This window comes from Aetokthonos hydrillicola CCALA 1050, assembly GCF_017591665.1.
Classification (GTDB): domain Bacteria; phylum Cyanobacteriota; class Cyanobacteriia; order Cyanobacteriales; family Nostocaceae; genus Aetokthonos; species Aetokthonos hydrillicola.
Genome location: NZ_JAAKGC010000005.1, coordinates 84,785 through 97,743 on the forward strand (window position 1 = coordinate 84,785; position 12,959 = coordinate 97,743).

The 12,959-nt window shown below is 40.2% G+C and carries 10 protein-coding genes; 6 read left to right on the plus strand and 4 right to left on the minus strand.

Features of this window, described 5'->3' with window-relative positions:
- The first annotated feature begins 279 nt into the window (after positions 1-279).
- From G4P69_RS04125 to G4P69_RS04135, 3 genes are all read left to right on the plus strand, one after another.
- Positions 280-669, plus strand: a complete 390-nt coding sequence (locus G4P69_RS04125; RefSeq protein WP_208341549.1) for a nuclear transport factor 2 family protein — start codon at positions 280-282, stop codon at positions 667-669.
- A 369-nt stretch (positions 670-1,038) separates the two neighbouring features.
- The gene (locus tag G4P69_RS04130) at positions 1,039-2,079 is read left to right on the plus strand and encodes a WD40 repeat domain-containing protein (RefSeq protein ID WP_208341550.1); all 1,041 of its coding nucleotides are present in this window, start codon (positions 1,039-1,041) and stop codon (positions 2,077-2,079) included.
- A 421-nt stretch (positions 2,080-2,500) separates the two neighbouring features.
- Positions 2,501-4,948: an ATP-binding cassette domain-containing protein gene (locus tag G4P69_RS04135; RefSeq protein ID WP_208341551.1), complete on the plus strand. Its 2,448-nt coding sequence runs from the start codon at positions 2,501-2,503 to the stop codon at positions 4,946-4,948.
- Positions 4,949-5,087: 139 nt separating this feature from the next.
- Here G4P69_RS04135 and nifT read toward each other — a convergent pair whose 3' ends face one another.
- The 4 genes from nifT to G4P69_RS04155 form a co-directional block, all read right to left on the minus strand.
- Positions 5,088-5,291: a putative nitrogen fixation protein NifT gene (gene nifT / locus G4P69_RS04140; RefSeq protein WP_208341552.1), complete on the minus strand. Its 204-nt coding sequence runs from the start codon at positions 5,289-5,291 to the stop codon at positions 5,088-5,090.
- Positions 5,292-5,558 (minus strand): nitrogen fixation protein NifZ, encoded by a 267-nt coding sequence (locus G4P69_RS04145; protein WP_208341553.1) that lies wholly within the window; start codon positions 5,556-5,558, stop codon positions 5,292-5,294.
- Between the two features lie 308 nt (positions 5,559-5,866).
- Positions 5,867-6,421, minus strand: coding sequence for a hypothetical protein (locus G4P69_RS04150; protein ID WP_208341554.1), 555 nt, complete (start codon positions 6,419-6,421; stop codon positions 5,867-5,869).
- A 102-nt stretch (positions 6,422-6,523) separates the two neighbouring features.
- On the minus strand, positions 6,524-6,664 hold the full coding sequence (locus tag G4P69_RS04155) for a hypothetical protein (RefSeq protein WP_208348593.1): 141 nt from the start codon (positions 6,662-6,664) through the stop codon (positions 6,524-6,526).
- A 524-nt stretch (positions 6,665-7,188) separates the two neighbouring features.
- On the opposite strand from G4P69_RS04155, the gene G4P69_RS04160 reads away from it, so the two are divergent.
- The 3 genes from G4P69_RS04160 to G4P69_RS04175 all read left to right on the plus strand — a co-directional run bounded on the left by G4P69_RS04160 (position 7,189) and on the right by G4P69_RS04175 (position 12,927).
- Positions 7,189-8,337, plus strand: coding sequence for a hypothetical protein (locus G4P69_RS04160; RefSeq protein WP_208348596.1), 1,149 nt, complete (start codon positions 7,189-7,191; stop codon positions 8,335-8,337).
- A gap of 477 nt (positions 8,338-8,814) precedes the next feature.
- A complete protein-coding gene (locus tag G4P69_RS04170) occupies positions 8,815-9,963 on the plus strand; it encodes a hypothetical protein (protein ID WP_208348599.1) in 1,149 nt (382 codons plus the stop codon).
- A gap of 216 nt (positions 9,964-10,179) precedes the next feature.
- Complete coding sequence (locus tag G4P69_RS04175) at positions 10,180-12,927, plus strand: two-partner secretion domain-containing protein (protein ID WP_208348602.1); 2,748 nt, start codon at positions 10,180-10,182, stop codon at positions 12,925-12,927.
- The last annotated feature ends 32 nt before the right edge of the window (positions 12,928-12,959 follow it).

Sequence of the window (12,959 nt, forward strand, 5' to 3'; positions counted from 1 at the left end):
CAAATTTGTGACATTAATATACTTCTAAACGTTTTATATTAATTGTAATCAGACAGAATTACTGTTAAGGTGTGTAAACAAATACAAATAAAAGTCAAGCTCTTTCTGTTGTCACGTCAGGCTTCCCAACTATAAATATTTACGCTAATCTACTTATAATCAATGAGATTGAGACTTAGCTGAAAATCGTCCTATTAAAGTAAATTAATACACTAACACAATTGCTATGTGTTATGTGTAAAAAACAACTAATAACCCCTTTATTACTTGGAGGTTGCGATGGAAGCAGACAATACGTTGAAAGTTGGACATGAGGCATTTAAGTATTTCACTGATGGTTTAGCCACAGGTGAGTGGGATTTGTTTCTCAATATGCTTACCGAAGACTTTAGCTTCTGGTTTCCTATAGGAAAATTCCATGGACTAAATGTGGGAAAAGATAAAGCTCAAGCTTTTTTCCAATACGTTTCTGAATGCTTCGAAGGTGGACTGACCCTAACTTTAGACCGTGTTACTAGCAATCAGACAACTGTCGTTTTTGAGTTCCGTGATGAGGGAACATTTTTGGGAAAACCTTACAAAAATCGGATAGCGGTTTCGTTTGATGTGCGTGAAGACAAAATTTGTGGCTATCGAGAGTACCTTGGCAGTGATGGTGAATCGAACTAAGGGCTGCCAATAATACAAAAGTTAAAATTAATGCAAGTGTATAAAGAACAAATTGATTTTTCTATAAAATTTAAAAAAATCCGGAATATCTTTTGGAGAATCGGTAATTAAGTTTATCTTACAAGAGTAAGATGTTTTACTTGTATTAAAGTAGCACAATAGAATCGGTGTAATTGCAGGAGAATACGCTGACGTGTGTCTCTATTCTTTGGTATAATCCCTCACTAGGTTTATACAGAGAAACACCGAAATAGTTTGTAGACCGTAATTCTCAAATAAATTAGGCATTACAAATTATTCCAGTCGAACACTGATAAACACTAACAGATTATACACTATCCTATGAGGACTGCATCGCAACATATCCAAATGAGAACAGTTATCACAGGTGCCGTAGTGGGACTTTTATTAGTCGGGGGGCTTTGGTATTGGCAATCTTCCCCAGCGGCAATCACTATATTTTCTCCTCTTAATGGGTCTCGAAAAATAGTGTTGGGGGATTTTTCATTTAGCTTAGCCCTTAAAGGACATTCTAGTCCAGTTCTAGCACTCGCTATTAGTCCTGATGGTAAAATACTTGCTAGTGGGAGTACAGATAAGACGATTAGATTGTGGAATCTTGCTACAGGAAAGATACTCTACACCCTCACTGGGCACGGAGATTGGGTTAATTCTCTTGCCTTCAACCCTGATGAAAAAACCCTTGCTAGTAGTAGCACTGACAATACCATTAAGCTGTGGGATATCACAACAGGTAAGGAAATTCGTACACTTCGGGGACACTTAGCCTCGGTTCAATCTATAGCTTTCAGTCCTGATGGTCAGACCCTTGCTAGTGGCAGTTGGGATCAGAGCATAAAGTTATGGAATTGGTCAACAGGAACACAAATTCGCACATTAAAGGGTGAATGTGACGTAATTAATGCGATCGCTTACAGTCCAGACGGCAAAATGATAGTCAGCAGCAATCAGTTCGATAATTCCATTAGATTGTGGGATTTACGCAAAGCAAAAGAAATTCGCTCTTTTCGAGGTCATTCTGATGCTGTGTATTCCCTTGCTTTTAGTCCAGATGGTAAAACCGTTATCAGCGGTAGCTGGGACAATAGTATAAAAGTGTGGAATTTGTCAACAGGGGAAGATATTCATACATTGGTAGGACATACAGGTAAAGTGCAGAATATTGCCATCAGCCAAGATGGAAAAATTCTTGCTAGTGGTAGTTGGGATAAGACTATAAAACTGTGGGATTTAACTACGGGAGGGGAAATTAACACTCTCAGAGGTAGCCCTGATAAAGTTTGGGCTGTCGCTTTCACACCCGATGCCCAAACCCTTGCTACAGCAAGTTTTGATAAAACCATCAACATTTGGCAGATGTCACAAAAAAGTCAGCGCACAAGACTCTAAAAGCTGTACGAGTCATGAAAATAAAAATGTTATGCAAGACTCCTCAGAGGGTGACCTCCGTAGAGTAATTTATAGCATAGGTGGCAGTAGATAAAAGTCCTTTACGCTGCTAGAAGATCGCGAAGTAAATTTTACAAATTTTTCAGCCCAAGTTTATTAGAAAGTGTTATCTTAAAAAATTATACGTATTGGACTGATGAGTACCTGTGCAAAGTTAAAACTTTGTAGAGATAGGAAACACGTAAGTCTTAACAGCTATACAATAATTTTGCTTGACCGCTTACTCCTTTCCCCGCCAAGATTACCGTCTAGGCAAAAGATAAAAAATCACATCGGTAACCTTATACTTGTGTTGGGAGTAATACCAGACGATTTTTCTATTCGTAGGGGTAGAAAGCGTTGGATTTTTCGGGAATAAATTATGAAGAATAGATTTGAAGAAGAAACGCACGTTAATCCTCAAACTTTTTTACTGTTGAATAATCAAGGACAAATCCTTCAGATTCCACTTGATAAACAAGAACATCGTTTAGGGCGGGATCATTCTTGGGCAGATCTACAAATAGATACAGGTTGGGAAGTTGTCTCTAGAAGGCAATTAATTTTAAAACAAGAAGGAGATGACTATCGGATTTACGATGGTGATGGTTTAAAGCCCAGCAGCAATGGGATATTCATCAACCAAACGCGGATTAACTGTCACGAAGGGTGTCTTTTAAGAAATGGAATGCATCTGGAAATAGGACAAAATCCTCACGGTCGAGTCTTACTAGCTTATTATAATCCCTCCAAGAGCGGTCAAGGGCAAGTAGTAATGCCCAGCAAGCGTCGTTTGGCTCTAAAAGATTTGAAGGAATGGCCTGTGCAACTAGGTCGTGCACTCAAAGCAAATCAATATTCCTCAATGGAATTAGAAGCACCTACAGTTTCCCGATTGCACGCCACGATTTATCCTGATAGCCACGGTGGACACATCCTACACGACCTTAGCACAAATGGAACTTTTGTTGATGGCAAAAGGATATTGAAACGCTTCCCTTTGAGAGAGGGTAGCACAATTCAGATAGGTCCTTTTAGTCTGCTTTATCACCGTGAATACTTAGAACTATTAAATAATGGAAGTCGAATTCGTCTTGATGTTCACAAACTCCTACGGAGAGTTAAAGATAAAACGGGACGTGAAAAAGTTATCCTAAATGATGTGTCTTTGGTGATTGAACCTGGACAGTTAGTTGCTTTGGTTGGCGGTAGCGGTGCTGGTAAATCAACTTTAATGAAATCTCTTTTAGGAATTGAACCAGTCTCTTCCGGTTCAGTTTTTCTGAATGGAGATAACTTAAGGCAAAATTGGGCAGTTTACCGATCGCAGATTGGCTATGTCCCTCAAGATGACATTGTACATCCTGACTTGACTGTTGAGGAAGTTTTAAGTTACGCATGTAAACTGCGACTACCACCAGATACAGATGTGAAGCAGGTGGTTGAAACCACGTTAGAGCAAATCAAGTTGAGCCACGTTAAAACTAACTTTATTCGTAACCTTAGTGGTGGACAGCGTAAACGTGTCAGTATTGGTGTTGAATTATTAGCAGATCCTAAACTGTTTTTCCTTGATGAACCAACTTCTGGTCTTGATCCTGGTTTAGACAAAGAAATGATGAAACTACTGAGGGAGTTAGCAGATCAAGGGCGAACAGTAGTGTTAGTGACTCATGCTACTGCCAATATTGAGGTTTGCGATCGCATAACTTTTATGGGTAGGGGAGGAAAGCTGTGCTATTTTGGCCCTCCTCAGCAAGCACTAAACTTTTTTGAGATGCCTTCTACTGATTTAAAATATTTCTCAGATATTTATATTAAATTAGACCAAGGCACGACTCCGGACGAAGTTCGAGTAAACGTCGATAATTGGTCGCAGAAATATTTAGCATCGTTGGAGTATAAAACCTACGTAAAATCTCTTCTAAGTCCTGGTAATCAAAATAACTCTAATGCTACTGATAAGCTCCATACTGGAATATCCCCTTTTAAACAGCTATGGTTGTTGAGTCAACGGGCTTTCCAGTTGGCGCTACGCGATCGCTCCAGTTTAATTTTCTCATTAGTGTCGGGTCCGATTGCGATCGCACTTACCGCTTGGATCTTGCACGATCAAACCCCCCTGAAAAAACTTAATCCTCTAGAACTTAGCCAAAATCCCCTAGCACTTAAAGTGCTATTTATTTTTAGTTGTATTGGAATTTGGATTGGATTATCTAGCTCTGTCGGCGAAATTGTGAAAGAATCAGGCATTTATGCCCGCGAAAGATTAATTAATCTTGGCTTATTTTCTTACTTAGGTTCTAAGATCCTAATTCGTTCTGGTTTAACAATTCTTCAAACTGCGTTGATTGTTGTAACCATCTTAATCGGTTTCAAATCTCCCGAATATAACCTCATACCTTGGTTTTTAGGTTTAGGCATTACTAGCTTTTTAACACTTCTGGCTAGCATCAGCTTAAGTTTAATGATTTCAGCCTTTGTCAAGACTGAGAACGAAGGAAACAGCATTCTTCCTTTAATTATGATACCACAAATCATTTTATCTGGGGTGCTTTTTGAACTTAAAGGATTACCAGGTAAATTGGGATGGGTAACAATTAGTCGATGGTCTATGGGAGCTTATGGAACTTTAGTAAACGTTAACGCGATGGTGCCAAAAACAACACCGACTCCAGGACTACCGCCTTTGGACAAACTCGTTACAACCTCCTCTGTTTATGAACCCACGTGGCGGAACCTCGGATTAAATTGGGGTATTCTTGGACTGCAAACTCTTATTTTCTTGGGTGTGACGTTGTGGTTACAAAAGAGGAAAGATATTGTATGAAGTACCCCAAAGGTGCACAGAAAATTTTATACAAAGCACTAGGAAACTCCAAACTATTATGTAGGGTAGAGAGGGATACCATAAAGCATTGGTGACTTCTTCCCGATGCCCAATGCCCAATGTCCCATGCCCAAATTTTTCAAGCTAATCTTTTAGCCTCTATAGTTTGCGGTAATTTTAAGGGTTCTGGCAAATCTGGGATTGCTAGTTCCCAACCATTTGCTAGGGTAAAAATCTTACCCTCAGATCCCTGTGTTTGGCTCACTACTTCTTCCTCAAGGTCTTTTTTGGCTATATAGACCATTAAATGTCCGGTAGCATTTTGACGGAGCATCACTTTCATTTAATTAAGTTCCTCAACAAGTTCTAGTTCTTTTTTGCGACAACCAACAATAAAGCCCTTGTCTATGAAATGTACTGCATATATATAGGAATTTTGTAAAAATGTCCCGATACTGACTATGTAGCCAGTATCTCTCTTGTTTGCTAGTGTTGCCCCAATTTCTTGACCGGGATATGTGCCATCGTTGCGGATCAGCTTACGAGTTCTTACTTTTGAGCCAATTTCAAAAGCTGGTGGCAAGTCTAATTCTAATTCATCTAATTGCATAGAATAAATGACCTCTGGTATAGGAGTGAACTCAATAGTTCTTGCATATCGGGTTACATTTGTTTTGTACCGATTGTTGCCGCACTGCTACAGCGCGAAAGTATTGGATAAATGTTGCATGGCTCGGTCAGACGATGCCCCAGCCAAGCGCGAGCCTTAAGGGTTTGAATTTCCGCTTCCGTCCCACGGGTTGAATCACCTCGACACAGATGATCTCCATGTTTCGGGTGGGAGATTCTAAAAAATGATATCCACTCCAACGCATCAGCTTGACCTGACCTACCTTTGGATCCGAAACTTCCAAAGTCTCATCTGCTTCTGGCCAGGTTGTGGGGTCCCAATCGCTTAAACTTATGACCATGCTTAGGTGGTGCACCTCGACCTTTTTTGGCCTCAGGTTTACCCCAAAGGCATCTATTATAGCGATTCTCGATTGAGTGCAATACATTTGTAGGGGCGAGCAGCGTTCGCCCCCACATTTGGATGTAGTTAACACAAATGGGAACCGCTATAGATGCTAATCTGAGTAATAAGTCTGCTTCTATACCAATGGTAGCCGTCACAAATTTCGCGTTGCCATAACCTCTGTCATAAGCGGCAAGCGGTCTAGTTTCTAACTGCCGACTCACTTGCTTTAGTTGAAACGCAGCCTTAGAAGTTGGAGTTTCAAAGCTGGTAATGCGTTCGTGTCTTAACGGTAATGCCCAACTCCCATCTGTCTCTGGTATCCACGCCAAGGTGCTGTAACGAAAGTCCCACACTGACACCAACGCCTTTCCCCCCACTAAAAGTCCTTTCCTTGAGCGTCTTTGCGTCTGGTCTGGGCCAAAAGGTATGATCTCCTGCGAGAAATGGTTGCTCATCAGTTCTTACCTTTGTTACCAGCAGATTCATCAGTTTTTTTCTTTGAGGACGACTGTCATGCAGTGCAGCGTAAATACTTGGCCAAGACCGCCTAAACACCCTTATTTTGAGATAGGCTGACAAATGATTGGATCGTTGGGCTGGTCAACACTGCATCCATGCCTATCAAATACTGCGTCTCTTGCTTTACCTAGACCATCATAGATTGCTTGCCGGAATTCTTCTAATTGTGTCAGGATCATCTAAGTCAATGAACTTTTGTTTACATTCATTGACTTTACAGCAGTCAGTGTAACTTCTGACTGCTTTCCTTTCTAACAATCAATCTACGCCTCAGTACTAATGTCTGTTTTTTATGTGTTATTCTATCCGTGCTTTGCTTCTGTCTGAGCTTTTAGTCCAAACTCCAGTATAAAAATAAGTTGATTGGATGATAAAACTATTAAAATACCAGTAGTCTTTGTGTGGATGTGATTACTAGTAAACGGCTCAATGAATTTGGCAAGCTCCATCGATAATGGAAGTTATCGGTTTTAAAACTACTGCTTTTCTTGTTACTAAGCCTGCTTGTCCTAATTTCAGTAGCTCTACCAGATGATAGCTCGAATTGCTGTATTCTTTAGTTTACAAGCTTTTCAGGGTACTTTGTCGCACCATCAGCTATTTGCGCGAATAAATTCCGAACACCATCATATCGCTCACCTATACAGTAACCTTTTGCTGGGAGAATGAAGAGTATAAACGTTTAAATAAAAGGTTTAGAAATATGTCTCTAAGTATCTCAAGCGTGTTCGATGCCAATTTTTATCGTGCAGCCAATAGTGACTTAGCTGGTTTAAACGATACTCAAGCTTTATCACACTTCCAAGCCTATGGTTTAAATGAGGGTCGTCGCTTCTCACCACTGATTGATTTGAACTTTTACCGAGCTAGCAATCCCGACTTGCCAAACAGCAACAACAGTGAACTTTTAAATCATCTAGAAAATTACGGGGTAGCAGAGGGACGGAGTTTTTCTCCTGTTGTTGAACTCAACTACTATCGTTCTTATAACAGTGACCTCAAAAGCTTTAATAATGAGCAACTATTTAATCATTTGAAAAACTATGGTATTAGTGAAGGACGCGAGTTTTCCACACTCCTCGGCTTGGGATTATATAAGTTATATAACTCTGATCTGACAAATCTAAATAGCTCTCAACTGTTAAACCACTTTGAAATCAATGGGATAAACGAGGGGCGTCAGTTCTCACCCTACTTTGATTTTAGCTACTATCGTGCTAACAATAAAGATTTAGCTAATCTGAATAATAATCAGTTGTTGCAGCACTTTGAAATTAATGGGATAAATGAAGGGCGTCAGTCTTCACTCTACTTTGATGCTAGTTACTATAAAGCCAATAATCCGGATTTGGCTTCTTTAAAAGGGATTCAATTGCTGAAACACTTTGATACTTATGGTGTTTTTGAAGGACGTCTTGCTGCTAGAAAATACGGTGGAGACACCTTAAGCACTGCTCCCAAACTCAATCTAGGTTTAAATTATACTGGGGTACTTGAATTCGTTGGCTCTGCTAATCCTAATGATTACTATCGGTTCGATTTGAATCAAAGCTCAACTGTGAGTATATATGACTATGGGCATTCTAGAAGCGTTAGTGAGCAAATACTTAATAGTAAAGGTGAGGTTATCTACTCAAGAAATAGTGCAGTGTACAATTCGGATTTTAGTTTTATAGGCGACCCGCTTCAAAAGGTTTCATTGTCTCCAGGTACTTACTACGTACACATTCAACCCCAAGCAGGGAACACTGATTACGTTTTGTTTCTTTCTGCTAGCAATAATGATAATAATCTTCGCGCTAAGTTTTCAGGAACCAGTAAGGCTGCTAACAAATATGGATTTGGGTTATAGATTTAAAGATATCTATTAACTTTGTTATTAAAAAAGGAAATGCAGATGTATTTTACGAACATATTAAGTCCTTGAATAATTTTCTAATACAAGAATGGATAGAACAAGGAAATACAATCGAGAATTTCTACACGGGTTCAGCGAAAATAGTTATTATCTTAGATACTGCTAGCTTCCATAAAAGGAAAGATGTTTTAGATAAAATTGAAGCGAAAAGCTCCATCGATAATGGAAATTATCGGTTTTAAAACTACTGCTTTTCTTGTTACTAAGCCTGCTTGTCCTAATTTCAGTAGCTCTACCAGATGATAGCTCGAATTGCTGTATTCTTTAGTTTACAAGCTTTTCAGGGTACTTTGTCGCACCATCAGCTATTTGCGCGAATAAATTCCAAACACCATCATATCGAGCACCTATACAGTAACCTTTTGCTGGGAGAATGAAGAGTATAAACGTTTAAATAAAAGGTTTAGAAATATGTCTCTAAGTATCTCAAGCGTGTTCGATGCCAATTTTTATCGTGCAGCCAATAGTGACTTAGCTGGTTTAAACGATACTCAAGCTTTATCACACTTCCAAGCTTATGGTTTAAATGAGGGTCGTCGCTTCTCACCGCTGATTGATTTGAACTTTTACCGAGCTAGCAATCCCGACTTGCCAAACAGCAACAACAGTGAACTTTTAAATCATCTAGAAAATTACGGGGTAGCAGAGGGACGGAGTTTTTCTCCTGTTGTTGAACTCAACTACTATCGTTCTTATAACAGTGACCTCAAAAGCTTTAATAATGAGCAACTATTTAATCATTTGAAAAACTATGGTATTAGTGAAGGACGCGAGTTTTCAACACTCCTCGGCTTGGGATTATATAAGTTATATAACTCTGATCTGACAAACCTAAATAGCTCTCAACTGTTAAACCACTTTGAAATCAATGGGATAAACGAGGGGCGTCAGTTCTCACCCTACTTTGATTTTAGCTACTATCGTGCTAACAATAAAGATTTAGCTAATCTGAATAATAATCAGTTGTTGCAGCACTTTGAAATTAATGGGATAAATGAAGGGCGTCAGTCTTCACTCTACTTTGATGCTAGTTACTATAAAGCCAATAATCCGGACTTGGCTTCTTTAAAAGGGATTCAATTGCTGGAACACTTTGATACTTATGGTGTTTTTGAAGGACGTCTTGCTGCTAGAAAATACGGTGGAGACACCTTAAGCACTGCTCCCAAACTCAATCTAGGTTTAAGTTATACTGGGGTACTTGAATTCGTTGGAGCTGCTAATCCTAATGATTACTATCGATTTGATTTGAATCAAGCCTCCTATGTCAGTATATATGACTATGGACATTCTAGAAGCGTTAGTGAGCAAATACTTAATAGTAAAGGTGAGGTTATCTACTCAAGAAATAGTGCAGTGTACAATTCGGATTTTAGTTTTATAGGCGACCCGCTTCAAATGGTCTTGTTGTCTCCAGGTACTTACTACGTACACATTCAACCCCAAGCAGGGAACACTGATTACGTTTTGTTTCTTTCTGCTAGCAATAATGATAATAATGTTCGCGCTCAGTTTTCAGGAGCCAGTAAGCTTGCTAAAAAATATGGATTTGGGTTATAGATTTAAAGATATTTAAAGCTATTTCAGGCTTTTAGTAAAATATTTAGTGTATAATTTGATGCTTAGGACGGTTTTTAATAGCTTTGACATTACCACTTGATGATGGTATGTTTTTAAACATAGGTGGAAAAGCGAGGCAATATAATGTTTACAAACAAATATGTGATAAAGGTTTTCACCTATAATTGGGATATCGCCTTTTAACAGGTTTTGAGAATGGCGAAAATTCGGCTTATTAAATACCTATTTCGATGGTGGAGTTTGAGTGGAAGTACCGCCTTGTTTTGGCTTTCTACCTTACACCCAATAACAGCACAAATAGTTCCAGATACAACGCTTTCCAAAAATTCTATCGTTACATCCTCTGGTAAAATCAACACCATTACTGGTGGAACGCAAGCTGGAGGTAACCTGTTTCACAGCTTTAAAGAATTTTCTGTGTCCTCTGGTAGCGAAGCTCACTTTAACAATACTATCGACATTCAGAATATTATCAGCAGGGTAACAGGTGGCTCAATCTCTAAGATTGATGGTGTAATCCGAACTAATGGCTCTGCTAATTTCTTTTTTATCAACCCTAGCGGCATTATTTTTGGACCAAATGCCTCTTTGAATGTAGGAGGTTCGTTTATAGCGAGTACAGCGAACAGTCTAAGGTTTGCTGATGGCACAGAATTTAGTGCTGCCAATCCCCAAGCTACCCCTTTGTTAACGGTAAGTGTCCCGACAGGACTGCAATTCGGCTCAAATCGTGGAGACATTGTTAACCAATCCCAAGCAAGTCTGAGCGGTGTCAATAATCATCAATCTCCGGGTGGGATTCAAGTTCGTAACGGGAAAACCCTGGCACTTGTAGGTGGTAATGTGTCCCTTGATGGCGGCAATTTAACAGTAGCAAGTGGCAGAATTGAGATAGGTAGCGTTGGGACGGGCTTGGTTAATCTAACTGAGGTTCCCGAAGGCTATGCTTTGGGATATGCAGGTGTGCAAAACTTTCAAGATATTCAACTCTCCAAAGGTGCTCAGATTGATACAAGCGGTCCGAGGGGCGGTGATATTCACCTTACAGGTAGGAACATCAGCCTTACAGATAGCGCTGCTATTTTTTCTACCACTCAAGGTGCAAGTCCCAGCATTGGCGGAAATTTGATAGTAAACGCAGCTGAGTTTGTAAACTTGAGAAATAACGCTCTACTATCTACTTCCACTCTCAATACTGGGTCTGCTGGTAACTTAATCATCTCAACTAAAAAGCTAACAGTTGATAGTGGTGCATTCATACAAACTCCCAGCACTGGTCAGGGTTCTGCTGGGAATTTACAGGTGAGAGCTACTGATGCTATCGAACTATCAGGAACAACAGCCGATGGTTTGTACCCTAGTGGCTTATTTGCGCAAGTTAAACCAACCGCAACAGGTACAGGAGGAAACCTGACTATTGAAACTGGAAAACTGACAATCAGAGATGGAGCAAGTGTAGATGCTTCAACTTTTGGGGCGGGTCAAGCTGGGAATGTGGTAATTAAAGCAACTAATGTAGAACTGGAAGGGTTTGCACCAACATTAAGTGGAAACAGTGGCATTTTTGCTCAAGTCGCAGATACAGCCATAAATAACGCTGGTAATGCAGGAACTCTAAGGATTGAGACTGAACGATTAACTGTCAAGAATGGAGCACAAATAGCTACGACTGGTCGGAAAAGGGGAAATGGGGGAGATTTGACCATAGTCTCTAATTCGATTGAACTGAGTGGTGCTTTACCAAACGCGACTCCTCGTAGAGGTAGCAGTGGCATTTTTGTTTCTACTAGATCGCCTAACGCTACGGGTAATGTGGGTAATCTTAACATCACTAGTAGGCAGATTACAGTCAAAAATGGGGCTAAAATTGCCGCAGAGAATGAAGGTACAGGTCAAGGCGGAACCCTCAACTTGAATGTTAGACAGTTAACGATTCAAAACGGGGGGTTGGTACAATCTGGTTCTTTTGCTGAAGGTTCTGGAGGAACTTTGACTGTAACAGATGCGGAGTCTGTTCAAGTCATTGGTAAAGGAACTATTGGTTCTACCGCCGTTGTCAGCACTCTGTCTGCTGCCGCTGAAGCTTCTGGTAAAGCTGGTAACTTGAATATTACAACCAGAAGATTGAATGTTGAAGATGGGGCGCAAGTGAGTGTAAGTGGCAAAGGTTCTGGTTCTGCTGGCAGCCTGAGCATTACTACTAACGACCTTCGCCTTAACCAAGGAAGACTCACTGCTGAAACCAATGCGGGAGAGGGAGCGAATATCACACTACAAAACTTAGGCCTATTATTGTTGCAAAATCAAAGCTTGATTTCTGCTCAAGCCTTCAACAATGCCAATGGTGGAACCATCAAGATTGATGCTGCAAAAGGTGTTGTTACGGCTGCTAGTGATCAAAACAATGACATTATTGCAAACGCTTTTCAAGGTAAAGGTGGTGCAATTGACATTGCAACACAAGGTATCTTTGGGATCGCAAAGCAAAAGGCAACTCCACCAAATATTACCAATGATATTGATGCTAGCTCTAACTTTGGCTTAGCCGGTACGGTAACTATTAACACACCTGATGTAGACCCTAGCCGTAGCTTGTTTACTTTATCCACAGGTGTAGCACCACCGCCAAGGCTAGCTGCCTCTAATTGTTCGATCTTTGCTAACTCAGGTGGTGATAGTTTTACCATCACAGGTCGCGGCGGCTTACCCCCCAGCCCTTACGAACCCCTAACCAGCGATGCTATTTGGACAGACACTCGCGAATTATTAATCAAGGCACACCAAATTCAACCTAACAGGTATGCTGCTAAAATCAAATCCAGACCAATAGAAATTGTGCCTGCTACTGGCTGGGTGTTCAATGATAAAGGCGAAGTCACCCTTATTTCTTCAGTGTCTAATGCTATATCTAACAGTACTCCAACGAGTTGTCCTGCAAGGTGAACAATCGCTGCCTCAGATAGGATCTTTTTGTT

Bases quoted from the DNA above. Each gene is read 5' to 3' on its own strand.
- G4P69_RS04125 (WP_208341549.1), top strand. From the start codon at position 280: ATGGAAGCAGACAATACGTTGAAAGTTGGACATGAGGCATTTAAGTAT.
- G4P69_RS04130 (WP_208341550.1), top strand. From the start codon at position 1,039: ATGAGAACAGTTATCACAGGTGCCGTAGTGGGACTTTTATTAGTCGGG.
- G4P69_RS04135 (WP_208341551.1), top strand. From the start codon at position 2,501: ATGAAGAATAGATTTGAAGAAGAAACGCACGTTAATCCTCAAACTTTT.
- nifT (WP_208341552.1), bottom strand. From the start codon at position 5,291: ATGAAAGTGATGCTCCGTCAAAATGCTACCGGACATTTAATGGTCTAT.
- G4P69_RS04145 (WP_208341553.1), bottom strand. From the start codon at position 5,558: ATGCAATTAGATGAATTAGAATTAGACTTGCCACCAGCTTTTGAAATT.
- G4P69_RS04150 (WP_208341554.1), bottom strand. From the start codon at position 6,421: ATGAGCAACCATTTCTCGCAGGAGATCATACCTTTTGGCCCAGACCAG.
- G4P69_RS04155 (WP_208348593.1), bottom strand. From the start codon at position 6,664: ATGATCCTGACACAATTAGAAGAATTCCGGCAAGCAATCTATGATGGT.
- G4P69_RS04160 (WP_208348596.1), top strand. From the start codon at position 7,189: ATGTCTCTAAGTATCTCAAGCGTGTTCGATGCCAATTTTTATCGTGCA.
- G4P69_RS04170 (WP_208348599.1), top strand. From the start codon at position 8,815: ATGTCTCTAAGTATCTCAAGCGTGTTCGATGCCAATTTTTATCGTGCA.
- G4P69_RS04175 (WP_208348602.1), top strand. From the start codon at position 10,180: ATGGCGAAAATTCGGCTTATTAAATACCTATTTCGATGGTGGAGTTTG.